This is a genomic window from Nocardia sp. NPDC056541, assembly GCF_042794235.1.
Lineage (GTDB): Bacteria > Actinomycetota > Actinomycetes > Mycobacteriales > Mycobacteriaceae > Nocardia.
Genome location: NZ_JBHTUD010000021.1, coordinates 1 through 20,864, shown reverse-complemented (window position 1 = coordinate 20,864; position 20,864 = coordinate 1). Strand labels below are relative to the sequence as shown.

Annotated in this window: 13 protein-coding genes; 5 read left to right on the top strand and 8 right to left on the bottom strand. The window is 68.6% G+C overall.

Annotated features, from left to right (window positions below; translation table 11 throughout):
* Positions 1-113 precede the first annotated feature (113 nt).
* Genes ACFQ9R_RS29120 through ACFQ9R_RS29105 form a run of 4 tightly spaced genes read left to right on the top strand, consistent with a single transcriptional unit; the run spans position 114 to position 12,093 of the window.
* On the top strand, positions 114-6,590 hold the full coding sequence (locus tag ACFQ9R_RS29120) for a type I polyketide synthase (RefSeq protein WP_378995025.1): 6,477 nt from the start codon (positions 114-116) through the stop codon (positions 6,588-6,590).
* Positions 6,591-6,614: 24 nt separating this feature from the next.
* Positions 6,615-9,812, top strand: a complete 3,198-nt coding sequence (locus ACFQ9R_RS29115; protein WP_378995023.1) for a type I polyketide synthase — start codon at positions 6,615-6,617, stop codon at positions 9,810-9,812.
* Positions 9,809-10,798, top strand: a complete 990-nt coding sequence (locus tag ACFQ9R_RS29110) for an AfsA-related hotdog domain-containing protein (RefSeq protein WP_378995021.1) — start codon at positions 9,809-9,811, stop codon at positions 10,796-10,798. The genes ACFQ9R_RS29115 and ACFQ9R_RS29110 overlap by 4 nt, the downstream gene beginning before the upstream one ends.
* Positions 10,795-12,093, top strand: coding sequence for a protoporphyrinogen/coproporphyrinogen oxidase (locus tag ACFQ9R_RS29105; RefSeq protein ID WP_378995018.1), 1,299 nt, complete (start codon positions 10,795-10,797; stop codon positions 12,091-12,093). Before ACFQ9R_RS29110 ends, ACFQ9R_RS29105 begins: the two co-directional genes overlap by 4 nt.
* 25 nt (positions 12,094-12,118) lie before the next feature.
* On the opposite strand, the gene ACFQ9R_RS29100 is transcribed toward ACFQ9R_RS29105, so the two are convergent.
* From ACFQ9R_RS29100 to ACFQ9R_RS29090, 3 genes are all read right to left on the bottom strand, one after another.
* Complete coding sequence (locus tag ACFQ9R_RS29100; protein ID WP_378995016.1) at positions 12,119-13,369, bottom strand: PucR family transcriptional regulator; 1,251 nt, start codon at positions 13,367-13,369, stop codon at positions 12,119-12,121.
* 149 nt (positions 13,370-13,518) lie between these two features.
* Positions 13,519-14,784, bottom strand: a complete 1,266-nt coding sequence (locus tag ACFQ9R_RS29095; protein WP_378995014.1) for a YhgE/Pip domain-containing protein — start codon at positions 14,782-14,784, stop codon at positions 13,519-13,521.
* Between the two features lie 92 nt (positions 14,785-14,876).
* On the bottom strand, positions 14,877-15,155 hold the full coding sequence (locus tag ACFQ9R_RS29090; protein ID WP_378995012.1) for a hypothetical protein: 279 nt from the start codon (positions 15,153-15,155) through the stop codon (positions 14,877-14,879).
* A gap of 154 nt (positions 15,156-15,309) precedes the next feature.
* On the opposite strand from ACFQ9R_RS29090, the gene ACFQ9R_RS29085 reads away from it, so the two are divergent.
* Positions 15,310-16,221 (top strand): hypothetical protein, encoded by a 912-nt coding sequence (locus tag ACFQ9R_RS29085; protein WP_378995010.1) that lies wholly within the window; start codon positions 15,310-15,312, stop codon positions 16,219-16,221.
* A gap of 7 nt (positions 16,222-16,228) precedes the next feature.
* Here ACFQ9R_RS29085 and ACFQ9R_RS29080 read toward each other — a convergent pair whose 3' ends face one another.
* From ACFQ9R_RS29080 to ACFQ9R_RS29060, 5 genes are all read right to left on the bottom strand, one after another.
* Positions 16,229-17,899, bottom strand: a complete 1,671-nt coding sequence (locus ACFQ9R_RS29080; RefSeq protein ID WP_378995008.1) for a DUF885 domain-containing protein — start codon at positions 17,897-17,899, stop codon at positions 16,229-16,231.
* A gap of 89 nt (positions 17,900-17,988) precedes the next feature.
* Positions 17,989-18,657, bottom strand: coding sequence for a DNA alkylation repair protein (locus ACFQ9R_RS29075; RefSeq protein WP_378995006.1), 669 nt, complete (start codon positions 18,655-18,657; stop codon positions 17,989-17,991).
* A gap of 34 nt (positions 18,658-18,691) precedes the next feature.
* On the bottom strand, positions 18,692-19,333 hold the full coding sequence (locus ACFQ9R_RS29070) for a class I SAM-dependent methyltransferase (RefSeq protein WP_378995004.1): 642 nt from the start codon (positions 19,331-19,333) through the stop codon (positions 18,692-18,694).
* A gap of 136 nt (positions 19,334-19,469) precedes the next feature.
* On the bottom strand, positions 19,470-19,751 hold the full coding sequence (locus ACFQ9R_RS29065; RefSeq protein ID WP_378995002.1) for a hypothetical protein: 282 nt from the start codon (positions 19,749-19,751) through the stop codon (positions 19,470-19,472).
* Positions 19,752-19,921: 170 nt separating this feature from the next.
* The gene (locus ACFQ9R_RS29060) at positions 19,922-20,500 is read right to left on the bottom strand and encodes a hypothetical protein (RefSeq protein ID WP_378995000.1); all 579 of its coding nucleotides are present in this window, start codon (positions 20,498-20,500) and stop codon (positions 19,922-19,924) included.
* Positions 20,501-20,864 lie beyond the last annotated feature (364 nt).

The window sequence follows — 20,864 nt, the reverse complement described above, 5'->3', positions numbered from 1 at the left end:
TGTCGTAGCGTGGCGCCGGTCAGTGTTGTCGAGTGGATTGCCGGGCGAATACCCGATCCCGCCGCACTGCTCGATTCCCTGTCGATACCTCTGATGCAGGAGATGTTTGCCCTATGGCTCGCGAAGACGAACTACGCACTTACATGAAGAAGGCGATCCGGGAACTGCAGACCACCCGCGCGCGCCTCGATGATGTGGAAGCGCGGGCGACCGAGCCGATCGCCATCGTCGGCATGGCGTGCCGTTATCCGGGTGGGGTCACCTCGCCGGAGGAGTTGTGGCAGGCGGCGGTCGAGGGGCGCAGTCTGGTGTCGCAGTGGCCGGCCGATCGCGGCTGGGATGTGGAGGGCCTGTTCGATCCCGAGCCGGGTGTGCCGGGCAAGTCGTATGTGCGCACGGGCGGATTCCTCGACGGCGCTACCGGATTCGACGCGAACTTCTTCGGGATCAGCCCGCGTGAGGCGCAGGCGATGGATGCGCAGCAGCGACTCGTGCTCGAGACGGCCTGGGAGGCCTTCGAGCGGGCGGGCATCGACCCGACGACTGTTCGCGGTAGCGCCACGGGGGTCTTCGTCGGCTTGATGCCCGACACCGAGGGCCCGTCGTCGCGCGATATCGACGAGCGGGTGCGCGCGACGATCGAGCAGTTCCTGATGACCGGTCAGGCGTCGAGTATCGCCTCGGGCCGGGTGTCGTATGTGCTGGGGCTGGAAGGTCCGTCGGTCACCGTGGACACGGCGTGCTCGTCCTCGCTGGTCGCGATTCATCAGGCGGTGCGATCGTTGCGCTCCGGCGAGTCGACGATGGCGCTGGCCGGCGGTGTCACCGTGATGGCGACGCCCGCCGCGTTCGTCGCGTTCTCCACCCAGCGTGCGCTGGCGGCCGACGGCCGATGCAAGTCGTTCGCCGCGGGCGCCGACGGCACCGCGTGGGGCGAGGGCGTCGGCATGCTGCTGCTCGAGCGCGTCTCCGAGGCCAGGCGCCTCGGGCACAAGATCCTGGGCCTGGTGCGTGGCACCGCGGTGAATTCCGACGGCGCGTCCAACGGTCTGACCGCCCCGAACGGACGGTCCCAGCAGCGGGTGATCCGATCCGCGCTGGCCGATGCCGGGTTGAGCACGACCGAGGTGGACGTCGTCGAGGCGCACGGCACCGGTACCCGCCTGGGTGACCCCATCGAAGCGGAGGCCCTGCTCGCGACCTACGGCGCCGAGCGCGAGGGCGGGGAGGCGCTGCTGCTCGGGTCGCTCAAGTCGAATATGGGGCACACGCAAGCCGCCGCCGGGGTCGGTGGGCTGATCAAAATGGTGATGGCGATGCGGCACGGGGTGGTGCCGCCGACACTGAACGTCGACGAGCCGACGCCGCATGTGGACTGGTCGTCGGGCTCGGTCCGGTTGGTCACCGAGGCGCGGGCATGGCCCGCGACCGGGCGGACGCCGCGCGCCGCGGTGTCGTCGTTCGGGATCAGCGGCACCAATGCGCACGTCGTCATCGAGCGGGGCGAGTCCTCGCCGGAGATCGAGCGATCGGCCGCAATCGTTGCACCGCCGGTGATTGCGTGGGTCCTCACCGCGCGGTCCGACGCGGCGGTGGCCGCGCAGGCAGGCGCGCTGCTCGGTCGGGTCGAGGCAGAACACGGCGCCGACCCGGTCGATATCGGTGTCGCGCTGCTCGACACCCGCGCCCGGTTCGAGCATCGCGCCGTGATCGTCGGCCACGATGCCCAGGAGCTGACAGCCGGGCTGCGAGCACTCGCGGACGGGCAGGGCGCACCGAATGTGGTGCGTGGCAGCGCCATCGCGGCCGTCACTGCGGCGATGTTCCCCGGTCAGGGCGCGCAACGCGCCGGGATGGGGCACGAACTGTACGAGGGTTACCCGGTCTATCGCGCCGCTTTCGACGAGATCTGCGCGGAATTCGATCAGCATCGCGAAACGCCGCTGCGCGAGATGATTTTCGACGATCGGGCAGACACGACCTCGCTCGACCGAACCGAGATCGCCCAGATCGCGCTCTTCGCTACCGAGGTGGCGATGTACCGGCTGGCCGAATCCTGGGGATTGCGACCGGCATTCGTGCTCGGTCACTCGATCGGTGAGATCGTGGCGGCCTATGTGGCCGGGGTCTGGTCGCTGCCGGATGCCTGCACCCTGGTCGCCGCCCGTGGTCGGCTCATGCAGTCCGCGCCGCCGGGTGGGGCGATGGTCGCGGTCGCCGCGGACTCCGAGACCGTCGCCGAACTCGTGCGTCGATACGACGACGTGAGCATCGCCGCGGTGAACGGGCCCGCGTCCGTGGTTGTTTCGGGTGCGCACGCGTCCGTGACAGCCATCGCCGAGCAGTTGGCGGCCGACGGCGTGCGTACCCACCGATTGCGGGTGAGTCATGCGTTCCATTCGCCCCAGATGGACGCGGTGCTGGCCGAATTCGGTGAAGTCTGCCGGGGTCTGACCTATCGCCCGCCGACCGTGCCGGTGATCTCGGCGCTCACCGGCAAGGTGGCCGAGGCCGCGCAGTTGTGCTCGCCGGAATACTGGGTGAGCCACCTGCGCGAGCCGGTTCGCTACCTGGACGCGGTGCGGTGGGCCCGTGAACAGGGCGGGGTCAACTGCTTTGCCGAGCTGGGGCCGGGGGCCGCGCTGACGGCGATGGTGCACGAGATCGTCGACGACGGTGCGGCGATGGCCGCCGTCGCGTTGCAGCGGCCGGGCATCGCGGGCGACCTCGCGTTCGTCGCAGGGCTGTCCACTCTGTATTCCCACGGGGCAGCGCTGGATCCGGGCTCGCTCTTCGAAGGCGCCGACGCCCGCCCGGTAGACCTGCCGACCTATGCCTTCCAGCGCGATCGGTACTGGCTCGAGGTGAGCGAGGGCAGCAATGTGCGTGGCGCCGGGCTCGACGCCGACGACCATCCGCTGCTCGGTGCGAAGATCAGCCTCGCTCAGGACGGTGGACTGCTGCTGACCGGGCGACTGTCGCTGCACTCGCACCCGTGGCTGGCCGGACACCGGATCGGTGGCGCGGTGCTGCTGCCCGGTACCGCGTTCATCGAACTCGCTTGGCATGCAGGTCAATTCGTTCAGTGCCCGACCGTCGGCGAACTCGTGCTCGAAGCCCCGCTCGTGATTCCCGAGACCGGCGCGGTGGAACTACAGGTGCTGGTCGGACCGGCCGGGGAATCCGGGCATCGGACAGTCGGGGTGTACTCGCGCCTACAGACAGCGTCGGTGGAGGAGCTGCCGTGGACCGGACACGCCACCGGCACCGTGCAACCGTCGGACGAGATCGCGGTGCCGGCCGGCGGGGCCTGGCCGCCGGTGGGTGCGGTGGCGGTGGCCGTCGGCGACCCGTACGAGGCGATGGCCGCGGTCGGTTACGACTACGGCTCCGCTTTTCGAGGCCTGCGCCAGATCTGGCGCCACGGCGACGAGGTCTTTGCCGAGGTGGCACTGCCCGAATCAGCCATCGGGGAGGCCGCCGAGTTCGGTCTGCACCCCGCGCTGCTCGACGCCGCACTGCACGCGATGATCGCGACCGGCACGGTCGGCCCGACCGAATCCGGCAAGATCCGGCTCCCGTTCGCCTGGGAAGGCGTCTCGCTGCATGCGGTCAGCGCGTCGTCGCTGCGGGTTCGCCTCACACCGGTCGGCACCGACCGCATCGGTCTCGAACTCGCCGATTCGGCAGGTAGGCCGGTGGCCAGTGCGCGATCACTGGCGCTGCGCGAGATCTCCCTCGAAGCGCTGGGTCAGCGCCCGGCGTCCTCGGACGGCGGACTGTACGAGATGAACTGGGTGACCGTACCCTCGCCCGAACCCACTGCGGGACCGGGCGAATGGTCCGAGCTGGACTCTGTGGACGGCAGGGTAGCTGTAGAGCGCTGCGCACGCGCTGATCGCGATCTCGTTGTCGTGCGCGTGCACAGCGATGTCACCGCGTCCGTTCCCGCCGCCGTGCGCGAGCAGGTGATCGCCGTACAGACGGTGGTGCAGCGATTGCTCACCGACGACGAATTCGCCGAGGCGCTGGTGGTTTTCGTGACCAGCGGCGCGGTGGCGATCCACGGCGCCGAGGATGTCGGTGACCTGGCCGGCGCGGCGGTGTGGGGTCTGCTGCGGTCCGCGCAGAACGAGAACCCCGGCCGCATCGCGCTGCTCGATCTCGATGATCGCAGCGACTACCGCGAGGCGGTGCGCAGCTGTGCCGCACTCACCACCGAGCCGGAACTGGCGATCCGGCACGGGGAGACACACGCGCCGCGCCTGGTGCGCGCGGGTGCGGACACGGTCGGGTCGGCTGAGCTGCTCGGTGCGCACGACTGGCGATTGGTCGACCACGGGCGCGGAACCCTCAACGGCGACAACATGATTCTGGCGCCGGCCGAAATCGAGCCGCTCGGACCCGGACAGGTGCGGATCGCGGTGCGGGCGGCGGGTGTCAACTTCCGCGATGTGCTGATCGTGCTCGGGATGTACCCGATCCCGAACACCGCCATCGGTGGTGAGGGTGCGGGGGTGATCGTCGAGGTCGCTCCCGACGTGGTGGACTTCGCGGTGGGCGATCGGGTGATGGGCATCTTCACCGGCGTCAGCGCCACGGTGGTGGCCGACCGGCGCACGGTCATCAAGATTCCGGAAGGCTGGTCTTTCGACGAGGCGGCGGCCGCACCGATCGTGTTCGCGACGGCCTACTACTCGCTGGTCGACCTGGCGCGGGTGCGGTCGGGGGAGTCGCTGCTGATCCACGCCGCCACCGGCGGTGTCGGCATGGCCGCGGTCCAGTTGGCCCGCCATCTCGGGTTGGACCTCTACGTCACGGCCAGCCCCGGCAAGTGGGATGTGCTGCGCGCGAACGGCTTCGACGACGAACGGATCGGCAATACGCGAACCACCGAGTTCAAGGCGAAGTTCCTCGAAGCGACCGGCGGACGCGGTGTCGATGTCGTGCTCGACTCTCTCGCGGGCGACAAGGTCGACGCGTCGCTGGACCTGTTGCCGCGCGGCGGTCGGTTCATCGAGATGGGTCTGACCGATCTGCGTGACGCCGACGAGATCGCGGCAACCCACCCGGGCGTCCGGTACCAGAACTTCATCCTGATGGAGGCAGGCCCGGACCGGCTGCACGAGATTCTGACCGAACTGCGCAAGCTGTTCGAATTCGGTTACCTGCAACCACTTCCGGTGACCCGGTGGGACGTGCGGCGTGCGCCCGAGGCATTCCGTCAGCTGAGCCAGGCACGCCACATCGGCAAATACGTCCTGACCGTGCCGACCCCACTCGACCGCGACGGCACCGTTCTGGTGACCGGCGGCACCGGCGGCCTCGGCGCGCTGGCCGCCCGGCATCTGGTGGCCACACACGGAGTTCGGCACCTGCTGCTCACCAGTCGTCGCGGACCCGACGCGGACGGCGCGAGCGAACTCGCCGCCGAGCTGACCGCGCTCGGCGCCCAGGTCGACATCGCCGCCTGCGATGTCGGCGACCGCGACGCTCTCACCGCACTGGTGGCGGCGATCCCCGCCGCGCATCCGCTCACCGGCGTCGTCCACACCGCGGGCGTCGTCGAGGACGCGCTGTTCAGCGAGCACACTCCCGAACACATCGCTACAGTGTTGCGCCCCAAGGCCGATGCCGCCTGGCACCTGCACGAGGTGACCGGCGGGCACCCGCTGGCGATGTTCGTGATGTACTCCTCGATCGCGGGCCTGCTCGGCAACCCGGGCCAGGCGAACTACGCCGCGGCCAACGGGTTCCTCGACGCGCTGGCCCAGCACCGCAGACACCGTGGCCTGACCGCCACCGCGATGGCGTGGGGGCTGTGGGAGCGCGGGACCGGCATCACGGGGCACCTGACCGAGCGCGACCTGCGGCGAATGCGCCGCGAAGGGCTGGTCCCGCTCACCGACGACGACGGGATGGCCCTGTTCGACAACGCCCTGTCGACCGGCAGAGCACTGGCCGTACCCGCACGCCTCGACCTCACGGCACTGGGCTCGCTCGGCGATGTCGACGAGATGCCCGCGATGCTGCGGTCGCTGCTGCGCGGCCCGCGCCGGGCGGCCGGCGGTGGCTCCGACGAGTCGGCGAAGCTGCTGTCGAGCCTCACCGGTCAGGAGCCCGCCGAACAGGAGCGGATCATCCTCGGCGTCATCCGGTCGCACGCGGCGGCCGTCCTCGGTCACGCGTCGGCGGAGGCGGTGCCCGCCGATACCGCGTTCACCGACCTGGGTTTCGACTCGTTGGGCGCCGTGGAATTCCGCAACCGGCTGGAGGCGGCCACCGGCGCGAAGCTGCGCACGACGATCGTCTTCGACTACCCCAACGCCACCGCGCTGGCGAGCTACCTGCGCACCGAGATCGCGCCCGTGGACGACCCGGGCGCCCGCATCGTCGGACAGCTCGACGCAGTGGCGGCGGGATGCGCCGGTATCGAGCTGCCACCGGAGCGGGTCGAGGAACTGCTGCTGCGGATCAACGACCTCGTGCGCACCCTGCGCGGCGACTCGGCGCGCGATCTGGTCGACAACATCGACGGTGCCGACGACGACGCCCTGTTCGATCTCATCGACCAGGTCCGTTCGGTCTGAGCCGAGACAGAAAGCGAGAGGCCGATGGCCACCGAAGCGGAACTTCGCACGTATCTCAAACGCGCCACCCGGCAGTTACAGGAGACCAGACAGCAGCTCGAGGACGAGCAGGCACGCGCACGGGAACCGATCGCGATCGTGGGGATGTCGTGCCGGTTCCCCGGCGGGATCGAATCGCCCGAGCACCTGTGGGAGGCGCTGATCGAGGGGCGCGACCTGATCTCGGAGTTCCCGGCGGATCGCGGCTGGGACGTGGACGGGTTCTACGATCCCGACCCGGACAAGTTCGCCAAATCCTATGTGCGAGAGGGCGGTTTTCTCGAAGGTGCGGGCGAGTTCGACGCCGGATTCTTCGGGATCAGCCCGCGCGAGGCCGAGGCGATGGACCCGCAGCAGCGCCTGCTGCTCGAGCTCGCCTGGGAATCGATCGAACAGGCCCGCGTCGACCCGACGACATTGCGCGGCACCGATACCGGTGTGTTCGTGGGATTCAGCGATCAGGGTTACGGATTCGGCGCCACGCAGGCCTGGGATGGGGCGGAGACGTACTACTTCACCGGCAACCATGCCTCGATGGCGGCGGGTCGGGTCGCGTACCTGCTGGGTCTGGAAGGACCGGCGGTCACCGTCGACACCGCCTGCTCTTCGTCGCTGGTCGCGATTCATCAGGCGATGCAGTCGCTCCGGCTGCGCGAATGCGGCATGGCGCTCGCCGGCGGCGTGACGGTGATGTCCACCCCGATGCCGTTCGCGCTGTTCTCGCGTCAGCGTGCGCTGGCGCCGAACGGTCGATGCAAGTCCTATGCCGCGGGCGCGGACGGCACCGCCTGGGGTGAGGGCGTCGGTGTCGTTCTCCTGGAACGTCTGTCGGAAGCGCAGCGACACGGGCACCGAGTGCTCGCGGTACTGCGCGGTTCGGCGGTGAACAGTGACGGCGCCTCCAACGGGCTCACCGCACCGCGCGGACCGGCACAGCAGCGGGTGATCGGGTCCGCGCTGGCCAACGCTGGTCTGCGCGCGTCCGACATCGACATGGTGGAGGGCCACGGCACCGGCACCGTACTCGGTGACCCGGTGGAGGCGCAGGCCCTGCTGGCCACCTACGGGCAGCGCGACGGTGCGCCACCACTGCTGCTGGGATCGGTGAAATCGAATATGGGACACACGCAGTCGGCCGCGGGCGTGGCCGGACTGATCAAAGCGGTACAGGCGATCCGGCACGGCATGGTTCCGCCCACGCTGCACGTGGACGCGCCGACCTCGCACGCCGACTGGACCGGAGATCGAATCCGGCTGGCGCTGCGGCCACAGCCATGGCCGACCACCGAACACCCACGCCGGGCCGCGGTGTCGTCCTTCGGCATCAGCGGCACCAACGCCCACCTGATCATCGAGCAAGCACCGGAATCCGAAGCTCCCGCGGTGATTTCGGCCGACACCCGCCACGCTGTGTCGCCCACGGTCGCCTCCCCGCAGACTGTCGCCCCGGCGCAGGCGAGGCCCACGCCCTCGCCGACTCCGTGGCTGCTCTCGGCACGCACCGCCGCCGCACTGTGTGACCAGGCGGCCCGCCTGCGCGCGGCAGTCACGAATTCCCCGGACGATCTCGCCGACATCGCGCACTCCTTGGCAACCACGAGAACGAGATTCGACCATCGCGCCGTCGTCGTGGCGAACACCCGCGGCGAGTTCCTGGACGGACTCACGGCCATCGCCGAGGAACGCACCGCCCCCTCGGCAGTCCTGTCACGCCGTGGCACCGGCGGCAAACTGGCGATGATGTTCCCCGGTCAGGGCGGGCAACTCGCGGGCATCGGCCGCGGGCTCTCTGACACGTACCCGGTGTTCGCCGAGGCGCTCGACACGATCTGCGCGGGTTTCGACGCCTATCTCGAGCATCCGTTGCGTACCGAGATGTTCGGGACGGGTGAGTTGCTCGCGCGAACCGACTACACCCAGCCCGCCGTGTTCGCCGTGCAGGTGGCTCTGTTCCGGCTGCTCGAATCCTGGGGCTTGGTGCCGGATTTCGTTGTCGGTCACTCGGTCGGTGAACTCTGCGCCGCGCACGTCGCGGGTGTGCTGTCCCTGGACGACGCGATGGCCGTGGTCGCCGCGCGTGGTCGGCTGATGCAGCGGATGGGCCCGGGAGCGATGGTGTCCGTACGGGCATCCATGGCCGAGGTCGCGGCCTCCATCGCCGGTCGCGAGGCCGAGGTATCGGTCGCCGCGGCCAACGGGCCGAACGCCACCGTGATCGCCGGCGATGTCGCCGCGGTGGGTGAGCTCGCCCGGCACTGGCGCGAACGCGGCCGACGAGTAGCCAGGCTCGGCGTAGACCGGGGCTTCCACTCGCCGCACGTGGATGCGATCGTCGACGATTTCCGCTCGGTCGTCGCGACCGTTCGCCTCCAGGAACCGCGCATCCCATTCCTCTCCACCGTGACCGGCACGGAATCCACACCGGGACAGCTCACTTCGATCGACTACTGGGTACGTCAGGCCCGCGAGCCGGTGCGTTTCCACGAGAGTGTGCTGCGGCTGCACGAATCCGGCGTCGTCACCTATCTCGAACTCGGCGCGGGAGACACCCTGTCCGGCCTGGTCTACGAGACACTCGCCGATACCGGCAGCACCGCCGTTCCGGTGCTGCGACCCGGCGCCGACGAAGCCGGTTCGGCGATCGAAGCCGTTGCGGGAGCCTGGGTGGCCGGTGCCGAGGTCGGCTGGTCGGCACTGTGTTCCGGCGACACCACCAGGGCCGTGGATCTGCCGACCTATGCGTTCCAGCATCGCCGCTACTGGGTCCACACCGACAGCGCCGTCCTCGAAAGCATGATCGGCGTCGCCGGCGCCGAACTCGCCGGTGACCGGATCGCCGGTCGGCACGACGCACCGGCAGGGGAGACACCGTCCACGCGTTCGGACCTGCTGACCGTTCCCGAGGACCGGCGCCGCGATGTCGCGGTCGGCCTGGTGGTCGATCAGATCCGCGAGATCCTCATCGACCTCACCGCGGACGAGATCGACCTCGACGCCACCGTTCTCGCGATCGGGCTCACCTCGCTGTCCGCTCTCGAACTGCGCGGAAGGATCAATGCCGCTGCGGGCACCCAGCTCTCGCTGGGGGATCTGTTCACCCACCCGACGCCACGGGCACTGGGTGCCGTACTCGCCACCAGGATCTGGAGCGACGCGCCGACCCACGAGGCGGTGCTCGCATGAGCGGGGGACTGTCGCCGGTACGCGGCACCCTCGGGTTCGAACAATTGGTGCCCGCCGCGCTGGCTCACCGGCGCGGACTCGCCGAGGTCTACGTCGCCGACACCGCCGTCGTCGGCAGCTCGGAATACCTCGCCGCCGTGCAGGTGCCGCGGGCGCACTCGCTGTGGTTCGATCGGCTCGTCGCCTACCACGATCCGTTCTCCGCCGTCGAGGCCGTCCGCCAGGCACTGCTCGTCGTCGGTCAGCGACACCTCGGTGTGCCCGCCGACGCGCCGGCCAGCCTGCAACGGATGGCGTTCGCGGTGGAAGACCTGAGCCTGTTCCGCGACAGTGAACGAGACCCGCTCGAGGGGGTGGTGCGCCTGCGTCCCGGCGCGGCGGGCACCGGGCGCGGGTACTACCACGACGTATCCTTCGACGCCACGCTGTCCGTCCACGGGGCACTGGCCATGACGCTGCGCGGCAGCGGAATCACCTTTCCCCGTGACGCTTACGACGAGTTCCGCGAACTCCAGCAGGGCAAGCGCTCCACCCTCGCCGCGGTCGGTCCCGACTCGGTGCGGCGATTGCCACCCGAACTCGTCGGCAGGCGCGACCCACGCAATGTCGTGCTGGCCCGCACCACGGCGCAGGACCTCGTCGTGGTGGTGGACCGCGGCCATCCGAGCTTCTTCGACCATCAATACGACCATGTCCCCGGCCCGTTGCTGCTCGAGGCGTTCCGGCAGGCAGCGGTGCTGTCCGCGACCTCGGCGGGACTGCTCGGCTCACCGGTCGCCGCGGTGATCGACCTCGAAGCCCAGTTCACCGACTTCGCCGAACTGGACGCCCCCATCACCTGCACCACCGCCGCCGTCGGCGATCTCGACCTGGACGAGATCACGGTCGAGGTGGCGCTGCACCAGTACGGCAACCGCATCGCCCTCGCCCACGTCGAGTTGGCGCACTATCCCGTGTCCACGCAACGACAGGAGCTCGGATCATGACGACAGCATCGGCGAAACGGTACGCGGTCATCGGCGGCGGCTTGTCCGGCATCGGCGCCGCGTTCGCGCTGCACCGGGCAGGCCACACCGTCGAACTGCTCGAGCAGGACGCGGTGCTCGGCGGCCGCTGCGGCTTCGATTCCCTCGGCGGTCGGCCGATCATGATGGGCGGCAAGAACATCGGCCGCCACTACCACGAGCTGCGTGGGTTCGTCGCCGCGTCCGGGGGACGGGCGTACGAGCCCTTCGGGATCAACAGCTCGCAGATCATCAACGGCGAACTGGTGACACTCGACAACCCCGGCATCGCCGGATTCCTTCGCCATCTGCTGCGGATGGGTTCGCCGATCGACGCGGCGCGCATGCTCTACTACGGTGCGCGCGTTCGATTCGACGAACGCAATCGCTACCTGGGGTCGGACTGGTTCGGGCGAGCGGGCACCGCCAACGACAGCGTCGCGCTCGGCGCGCATTTCGGCGCCGAGTTCGGACGTACTGTGTTGCGACCGTTGACAGTTCGGCTCAACGCCGCCGAGCCGGACGAGGTGTACCTCGGCGCGTTCGGGGTGAGCCTGGGCATGGTGCAGGATCGCTACGACCAGCTCGTCGACGGCATGCAGCCGGTCCTGGACTGGTTCGCCGGACAGGTGCCGGTCCGGCTCGGCACCCGCGTGGATCGCCTCGTGGTGCGCGACGGCCGGGTGATCGGGCTCGATACCGCGGAAAACGGTGGTGCCACTACCTTTTCCGCCTACGACGGTGTTGTCCTGGCGACCCCGGCGCACGCCGCGGCCGGCCTGCTGGAACCCGTGGTTCCCGCGCTGAGCAAGGCATTGAGCGAGGTGGCCTACTACCCGTCCACGGTCGCGGTGGTGCAGTACGAGCGGCCCTTCTTCGGCAGCACCGTTCGCTCGATCGCGTTCGACTCGGGGCCGTGCAGTGCCGCGGGGGTCTACGGGGTGAACGATCTCGATATCGTCCGCTACACCTTCAGCGGGCGCGATGCCCGGCCGAGTCCGGATGCGCAGCTCTTGGCGACGTGGATCGACGACGCCGAGGCGAAGGTGCGCGGTCATCTCGGCGGCCCGGCGATCGAGCGGGTGCGGACCGAAACGCGCAGCTGGGCCGCGGCGCATTGCGCCTACCTCCCCGATCACGCCGGTTTCCGCACAGTGGTGCGCGAACAGACCGAATCCGTTGCGGGACTCCAGCTTGCGGGTGACTACCTGCTGGGCGCCCAGTTGGAGGCCTGCTACCGATCCGGCATCGCCGCGGCCCGGGCATTGATCGCGTGAGCCAGGTCCGGGGCGCCACGCGAGATCACGCGGCGCCCCGGGTGTGCACCATATCGTCGGCGAGCAGTGCGATACGGGCCCGCAGAATGCCCTCCGCGGTCGTCAGGTCGAGGTCGGTCAGCCCGCTCACTCGACGCAGCCGGTAGTCGATGGTGTTGGGGTGCACATGCAGCCGCCGGCCGGTGGCTTTGCGATTGAGGCCCGTGGCCATATAGGTCCGCAGCGTTTCCAGCAGCTCGGGATGGGTGGCGAGTGGGGCGATGACACCGGCCAGATGCTCGCGCGCCGGACCGGGGCGGGTGAGCTGATATTCGATCGCCACATCCGAGAGCTCGTACAGTCCAGCGGGTTTGGCGATGCCACGCACCAGCTCGAGCAGCTCGTGTGCCTCCTCGGTGGCCTGCGGGATCTGCTCGGTCGGGGCGGGTACCAGGGTCGCGGTGAGCTCGACTCCCGAGGTCGCGCTGATCGTGGCGAGGACATCGCCGGTCATGCGCACCAGCTCGGGTTCATCGCTCGGGATCAGCAGAGTGCCACCGTTGGTGCTCAGCAGGGCCAGTGATCGTGAGGCGAAGGCATCGGCCAGCGCCGCCTGCACCCGCCGCAGTTTGCGGCGCGCCACCACCTGCGCGTCCACGCGCGGGTCGTGCTCCTCGGCCAGCTCCGGAATCATCAGCGCCACCACCTGATAGGAATCGGCGACTCTGATCCCGGTCTGCCGGGTGAGCGCGCCGACGCCGTGGCCGCTCAGCAGCGCCGACACCATCGTCTGCGCACCGGTCTGGTGTTCCTTGGCGACCTGGCGCTGTTCGTCGAGATAGGCGCTCGTCACCGTCGCGTTGATGACCTCGAGCGTGCGCAGCAGCAGGCGGGTACCCGCGACGACCTCAGCGAGGTCGGCTGCGGTCACCTGCCCGACGACGAGCTCGAAGCCGATCCGGAACCCCTCCGCGTAGGCGCGCAACAAGGTGCCGACGGGCACGCCCTCCCGCGCGTGCTGGGCGGATGCCGCGCGCAGCGCCACCAGTTGCTGCTCGGACGGCGTGGTGCGCTTGTCCAGCATCTCCATCGCCAGCGCCAGGCAGCGGCGGGTGAACTCGGTGACGTCACCGCGCATCGCCTCGCTCGGCAGTGCTTGGCAGGGCATCACGTTCTCGGCGAAATAGGAGACCAGCTGCGAAACCAGCTCGTCGGCGTTTCCCAGAAAACTCGACGCGGCCCGGCCGCCCGCGATGGTGAGCGGATTGGGTATCCGGTCCATGGCTTGAGAATTCATCGAGTGCACTCCGGTGTGGCAGACAGCGAATGGGGCTGGTCGTGGGACTTGTGTGAATCGCAACATAGCCACATCGGAGGTCGTAGTCGCCGGTCCCATGGAATGGCCTGGTGGGATCACGACGGCCTCACAGCCGGGGTTGTGCGGACTCACAAGCGCGTGGGGTCACCGTTCGCTGCACGGTTGCGGTGCAGGCCGACGCGGTCATAGACCGACGTGCTCGCCGCGCCGAGTACCAGTCCGACCGCCAGGCCCAGCGCGGTCATCCAGAAACCCCTCGCGAGCCCGGACCCCAGATCGGCGTCGAAGTACAGGATCGCGCGGACCGCCGTGTACACCTGATGCAGCGGTTCGAACGAGGCCAGCACGCCGAAGTAGCGAGGGGTGGCCTCGATCGGCACCGAACCGGCCGAGGACGGCAGCCCGAGAATGACGAACACGATCAAGTTCACCAGTAGCCCCGCCGAGCCGAGCGCGGCGAGCACCGACAGGCCGGTGACACCGACGGCGATCATCGCGAACGCGCTGTAGAGAAACAGCGGAAGGGGCTGCGCGATCGGCATTTCCAGCACGCGCGCGACGACGAGCAGTACCGCTGCCACGAGGTGCGCCGCGACGATGAGCACGCCCCATTTGAGCAGCAGTGTGCGCCATCGGGAGATCCGCGCGGGTCGCACGTGCGGTGACCACGGCCCGTACTCGGTCGGCACGAATCCCAGTGCGCCGTCGACCATCGTGTGGACGATCATCGCGCCGAGCGTGCCCGCGAGCAGGAGTACGAGAGCGTAGAAGAACGCGCCGAGCCCAGCCCCGCTGCCGTCGGGCAGTGGATGGAACTCGGTGTGGATCACCTCGACCGGGTTGCGCAGTGTCACTGCGGTCGCACCCGGCAGTGCGTAGTCAGGACCGAGTGACCCGGTCACGGTATCGAGTAGTTGCTCACCGATCCGCGTGTTCACCTCGGTCAACGCCCGGTCGCTGAATCGCTGCACGATCGCCGAGGCGAACGCGCCGGTGCGTGGATTGGTCCGCACGGTGATCGTGGGACGTTCGATCTCGCCGGGAATCACGCTTCCCATGCCGAGATTGCCGAGTCGTTTGGTGAAGTCGCCCGCGATGATGATCGCGCCGTAGAGTTCGCCGCTGCGTAGCTGTCTTTCGGCCTGGGCAATTCCCAGTACGCGCAGGTCGATCTTGTCCGCGGGGACACCGTCGCGCAATGCTGTGGTGATCTCGTTGCCGATATCGCGCCACTGCGGCGGTGAACCGAGCGTATCGCCCACATCCTGGTCGACCAGCGCGATCGGGAAGTCGTGCAGATTCTTCTCGGGGTCCACGATGTAGCCGAGATACATCGTGGCCATCAGCGCACTGAGCAAGGTCAGGACGATCGTCGGGAACAGCCAGATACGCACCGCCGCACGCTAACAGCGGCCGAGGCCGCGCGGCGGTGCGTTGGAATCTGTCCAACGCCGGTGATCGAGCGTTGGCGCCGGTCCGAAAAAGCTCACACGCCGGGTAACGGTTTCGCGTCGGACGGTACATTCATGAATGCCGAAATCACGTGATCGCTGAGGTAGAGCCTCAGTTCTGAACGCCACTCGGCGGGGATGCCCGCCGGGACCATGTCGAGTGCGTCTTCGACCTCTTCCCATATTCGGGGAAAGGGGATTCCGTTGCGCGAACAGGATTCGACGGCGACCATCAGCTGTTGCGTCAGGCAATCCATGTGGACGGTCGGTGTCACAGTGAATGCCGTGTCGAGTAGCAGCTCGAGATCGTCCATTGTTTTCCCCTTACCGGTTTCGCACCCCTGCTGTGCGCTCAACGTAGGTGACCGATTCACGGTGTGGGAAATCGTGCGGGGGTTACTGGTGGTTCAGATATCTTTCGGCTGCCGACTTGTGATCCGCACCGACCGGCCGGTGTAGGTTCGACCGATGACCTCCACCGCCCTGTATTGCGGCACTCGCTGGGACGAGCAGGGTCGATGGTTCTACGAGCTGCTCGGCGACGACGGGACCACCGAGCTGCTGCCCGGGATCGGCACGCGGCTGGCGTTCCGGATCACCGATTCGGGACGATTCTGCTTGGGCTACAACGGATTCGGTGCGGGACGTCGCGGGAAAGTTGCGTGTCCCCGTCGCGCACGGGTCGAGACCGGGCGCCAGTGCGAGCAGTGCCGGGTCACCGAGGGGTGGTCGGTGGTGCACAGCCACCGGGGCCCGCTCACGGCATTGCCCGAACAGGTCCGCGCTTATCTGTCGCAGCCGCACCATCTCTACATCGCGTATTTCGGGGACGGGATGACCAAGGTCGGTACGGCCTCGGCGTCGCGGCGCAATCGCCGTCTCTTCGAACAGGGTGCGCTGGTCGCCCGGTTCATCACCGATTCCCCGGACGGGCTGCACGTTCGAGATCTGGAGCGGACGGTGACCGAGCGAGCCGGGATCGGGCAGGCGGTCGCCGGGGTCACCAAGACCCGCATCCTCACGAAACCGCTGCGCCCCTGGGCGGTGCTGGAATCCGCGGTCGCCGACGCGGCCGAGCACGCCGCGGGCACGCTGCCCGCCGACATCACGCGCACCGACATCGCCTGGTCGGGCGGGCGGGACTTCTACGCCACGATCCAGGCGTACGGCCGATTCCCGGTCGCCACCGAAATCGCCGGGGAGCCAGGCGAATACGTCCTCGACGCGGTCACCGCGCACGGCCACACCATCGCCTGCCGCGACACCGCGGGCGCGAGCGAACTCGTGTTGGTCAACGACACCCGCCTGGTCGGTCGCCGCATCGAACTCGACTCCGCGATCACGGCGACGCCGGAACCCGCGCAGACCAGCCTGTTCTGAAGTCCGCTCACTCCATGGCGGCGAGTTGTGCCCGCATCGTGTCCAGTCCCATACCGCCCAATCGCAACGCGCGGGTGTGGAATCGCCGCATGTCGAACGACGCTCCAGCGCGCGCCCGGGCTTCCTCGCGAGCCGCCAGCCAGAGGCGTTCACCGATCTTGTAGGCGGGCGCCTGTCCGGGCCAGCCCAGGTAGCGGTCGATCTCGTCGCGAGCGGTGGTCTCGTCTTCGAGGGTCCGCGTCAGCAGGAACTCCAGGCCGAGATCGGGAGTCCACCGCTCGCCCTCGTGGAAGTCGGCGCCGGCCGGAATCTCCCATTCGAGGTGCATCCCGATGTCCACGACCACCCGGGCGGCGCGGAACAGCTGCTGGGAGAGCATCCCGAACAGGTGGCCGTCGTCGTCGAGGTAGCCGAGTTCCTGCATGAGGCGTTCGGCATAGAGCGCCCACCCCTCGCCGTGCCCGGAAGTGAACGACATCAACCGCTGGTAGGTGTTCAGCGAATCCGCCTCGTACACCGCGGTCGCGATCTGGAGATGATGGCCCGGCACACCCTCGTGATAGACCGTGCTGACCTCGCGCCAGGTCGTGAAATCCTCTTTGTCCGGCTCCACCGACCAGGTCATGCGTCCGGGTCGGCGGAAATCGGCGGTCGGGCCGATGTAATACGCACCGACGACTCCGCCCGGCGGCGCGATGGTGCATTCCAATCGCATGAGCTCGTCGGGGATCTCGAAGTGCCTCTCGCGCAACGATGTCAGGGCTTCGTCGGACATCTTCTGGAGCCACGCCCGGAGTCCGGCCCGCCCGCGCACCCGGTATTTCGGGTCTGCGTCGAGCGCTGTCGCGGTCTCGGTGAGGGAGGCACCCGGCGCGATCCGGGCGGCAACGGCGATCATCTCGGCCTCGAGCCGGGCGAATTCCGCCCAGCCCCAGTCGTAGGCTTCCCGCAGGTCGAGGTTCGCGCCGGTGAAATAGCGTGACCAGAGCCGGTAGGTCTGCTCGCCGACGGCATCCTTGGCGGGCGCGCTCGCCATGAGGTCGGCGCGCAGGAACTCGGCGAGAGCGGCATAGGCCTGCTCGGCCGCGTGCGCGCCCTGTCGCAGCCGCGCCAGCGGCGCACCCTCGACACCTTCCGCGGCGGCGACAAAAGTGGTGAAGAACCCGGTGTTTGCGCCGGAACCCGCCCAGGTGTCCGCCTGCTCGGCGACCTTGATGATCTGGCGCAGCGCACTGACCTGCCCGCGCTCGGCCGCGACCAGCAGCGAAGCCCGCAGACCTGCCAGCGCCTCGGGCACCCCCGCGAGACGCTCGGCGATCACCGCCCAGTCCTCGGCAGTCTCGGCGGCCATCACGTCGAACACCATCCGAATGTGCTGTACCGGACTTTCGATCACATTGAGCGCGGCGAGGGGGAGCCCGGCGTCGTGGATCTCCACGTCGAGCCCCACGCGCTCGGTGAACACGGCTTTCGCTACGCGTTCGCCGTCATCAGTAGGTTGTGCGGCGAGCATGGCGTGCAACGCATTTCGCGCTATCCGCGCCCGAATATCGTGCCCGGCAGGCGAATAGTCGGTCAGGCGATCGTCGTGTCCCGCGATGCCGAACATGGTCGCCGTGACCGGATCAGCGGCCGCGTAGTCCTCGACGAACCGATCACAGATCTCATCCACACCCATGCGGACACGCTAACGGCCATCGGCCGCCCGCGGGCAACCTACGATCGCGAGCACGGCCACCGCGGTGTGAGCGCGCCGCACCGGAACCGCTAGGCGCTCTGCCGACGCACGATCTCGGTGATCCAGGTGGGTGCGAACGGGGAGGTGCAGCCAGGGGGAGTGGGGTAGTCCTTCAAGACCTGGAGGCGTTCGCCGATGTCGAGGGCGCGGGCGCGGTGGCCGGGGTGGTCGATACCGATCTGGGCGAGGCAGTGGTTCATCGCCCACTGCAGGCGATCGGGTGCGGTTTTCAGCTGCGCTTCGATGAGGTCGAGCAGACCGGTGAGGTCGAGGCCGTCGGGCTTCTTCGCGACTCGTTCGGTGGTCAGTGCCCAGCCCGCGCTCGCGACCACGGGGTCCGGGTCGTCGAACCAGGCGACACGCAGTTCCTCGGCGTGCGGGTTCTTCTTCACGACATAGTTGACGAGCCAGTCGTGGACCTTGGGTGTGCGTGCCTGGCGGATCATGGCGTCCAGTTCGTCACGCTCGAACATCTTCGGCCGGCAGATCAGCAGGCCGAGGAGTTTCGCCGCGGTGTCGTCGGTGTCCCAGAGTTGCCGGGCAAGCGCCGGTTGTGTCTTCAGGCGTTTGGCGAGCGCGCGCAGCTCGGTGAGGTTGACGCCGTGATCGTCGCCGTGCTTCTCGTTCACCGCGCGCATCTTCGGGTTGTCGAGGGCGGCCAGTTCGGCCAGCACCTCGTCCACCGTCGTTTCCGGCACCTGCGCCTCCTGGTCTAGTGCTCCTCGGAGACCATCATGCGTCGGACCGTGTCGAGGTGCCAGGGCTGGGTGCTCGGGAGAACACCGCGACCAGGAAGTCGGAGTCGTCGGTGAAGGGCCGAAGATCCCAGGTCGACAGCAGCAGGTCGACGGTGAGCCCGGCGGATCCGGCGTCGGTCAGGAACTCGGCGAACTCGTAGCCGCGGTCCGCACCGAATCCGATGATCGCCCGCCCGCCCGGCGCGAGATGCCCGGCGAATCCCGCCAGCACCGCCGACCGGGTGGACGGGGCCAGGAACGTCATCACATTGCCCGCGCATACGATGGCGTCGAAGTCGGCGACGGGCAGGTCCAGCTCGGCGAGGTCGCCGACCAGCCATGTCGGACCGGGATGGTCCGCGCGTGCCGCGTCGATCAGCACCGGGTCGACATCGACGCCCACCACCGTGTGCCCCACATCGTGCAGGTATCCACCGGTCCGCCCCGGCCCGCACCCCGCGTCGAGCACCCGGCTGCCACGTCCGAGCATCGCGTCGACCAACCGCGCCTCACCCACGATGTCGGTCCCCTGCGTGGCAAGCGTCCGGAACCGCTCCACATACCGGCTCGAGTGCGCCGGATCCGCGGCGACGATGTCCTCCCAGCCACTGGGTGTGCGCTCGTTCGACGCGTTCATGATCGCTCCCTCGATTCGGCCGCTATGCCAACCTTGCCGACCTTAGCCGCGATGGTGAGAAGTCCGAGCCGGCTGATCGGACGAGCGGCCGGCTGAGAACTGCCGCGAAGGCATCTGCCCTGCGCCGGAGCGTTGTCTAGATCGTTGGAGGCATCGCGGGCCTGAATCCGCTTGCCGGTGGTCGCTGGGCGCGGCTGCGGCGGATGAGGGTGACGATCAGAATGGCGATACCGAGAAGGATCGGGCCTGCGAGGGCGGAGCCGAGGTCTTGGCCGACGGCTAGGGTGATGCCGGGGCCGCCCACGATCACGAGTACCGCCGCCACGATCCACCCACCCGACGGCTGCTGCGGCCGCGCGGGGAGTTGGTGAAATGTCCGGCCCTGATGAGCGGTCGGATAGCGTGCGGGGTCGGACACAGCGGAGCCTCCTGAGCGCCGCGCGGTCTCACGGCTTCGCTGCTCAACTTATCTTGTCCCACAGACAGTTTCGTTGAACACTCGTGTGTCCTCCGGTGCCTACCCTGTGGTGGCGACCCGGCGACGGTCCGAGTGGTGGCCGCGCGAGGCCGGCCACCACTCGGGACCCGTTACGGCGTCGAGTAGCCGATGAGGGCGCCGATGCCCGCACCGATCGGGATGGTCACCAGCGCGCCGACTCCGCCGAGGAAGAAGCCGAGCACTGCGCCGATGCCGGCGCCGATGAGCGCGCCGATGCCCGCGTTGTGCTGCTTGCGGGCCTCGGTGTCACCGGCCGCGTCGACGAATTCGGCCATGTTGGCGGTGACGACAGCCGGTGCGGCGGTGGGGGTCAGCGTCGCTGACCTGCCGTCGGCGGAGATCCCCGCGACCAGGTCGAAATCGCCTGCTCCGGTGATGATGCGGGTCGGCACAGCCGCGACCACGTTGCCCTCCCTGTTCGTGAGCGTGACCGCACCGCCGACGACCCGGAACGTGCCGTCCGGGGCGGACACCGTGAGCCCGGAGCCATCGGCCAGCGGACTCGCGGTGAACGCCACGCCGCTGTCGACACCCTGCACGATCGGAGCCGCGGCTGATGGTGCGGCCTGCGCGGTGGTGGTGGCCGCGAGGCCGACAGCACCTGCCGCGAGAGCGGCGATCACGCCGAGTCGTTGTGCGCCCGAATTTGTTCGAGACGAGAAATGCATCCTGCCCCTCCAGTCTGCCCGCCAGATCCGGCGGAACATCCTCTGCCGGACCGGATCTCGGTCCGAGGACATTTTCGCATCGACGGCGATTCCGTGGAACCCACCAGCGGTGATACCGGAAAAACATCATCACTTCGACATAAATGATGAATTACATTGCCACACCGTAGATATCGGTACGGTTACCGGAAATATTCCGGTCCTACGGGACGGTCGACGGTCCCGGCTCGTCTTCGGGCTCCTGGACGACGACCAGGTTCGCCGACAGCGCCGCGGAATCGATACGGGTGATCGAGTCCAGCATCAACTGCGAGACATCGACAACCTCGACACCCTCGCCCTGACCCTGCTCCTGACGCGCGGT

Excerpts from the sequence above, each read along its gene's own strand:
- ACFQ9R_RS29120 (WP_378995025.1), top strand. The coding sequence starts at position 114 with ATGGCTCGCGAAGACGAACTACGCACTTACATGAAGAAGGCGATCCGG.
- ACFQ9R_RS29115 (WP_378995023.1), top strand. The coding sequence starts at position 6,615 with ATGGCCACCGAAGCGGAACTTCGCACGTATCTCAAACGCGCCACCCGG.
- ACFQ9R_RS29110 (WP_378995021.1), top strand. The coding sequence starts at position 9,809 with ATGAGCGGGGGACTGTCGCCGGTACGCGGCACCCTCGGGTTCGAACAA.
- ACFQ9R_RS29105 (WP_378995018.1), top strand. The coding sequence starts at position 10,795 with ATGACGACAGCATCGGCGAAACGGTACGCGGTCATCGGCGGCGGCTTG.
- ACFQ9R_RS29100 (WP_378995016.1), bottom strand. The coding sequence starts at position 13,369 with ATGAATTCTCAAGCCATGGACCGGATACCCAATCCGCTCACCATCGCG.
- ACFQ9R_RS29090 (WP_378995012.1), bottom strand. The coding sequence starts at position 15,155 with ATGGACGATCTCGAGCTGCTACTCGACACGGCATTCACTGTGACACCG.
- ACFQ9R_RS29085 (WP_378995010.1), top strand. The coding sequence starts at position 15,310 with ATGACCTCCACCGCCCTGTATTGCGGCACTCGCTGGGACGAGCAGGGT.
- ACFQ9R_RS29080 (WP_378995008.1), bottom strand. The coding sequence starts at position 17,899 with ATGGGTGTGGATGAGATCTGTGATCGGTTCGTCGAGGACTACGCGGCC.
- ACFQ9R_RS29070 (WP_378995004.1), bottom strand. The coding sequence starts at position 19,333 with ATGAACGCGTCGAACGAGCGCACACCCAGTGGCTGGGAGGACATCGTC.
- ACFQ9R_RS29060 (WP_378995000.1), bottom strand. The coding sequence starts at position 20,500 with ATGCATTTCTCGTCTCGAACAAATTCGGGCGCACAACGACTCGGCGTG.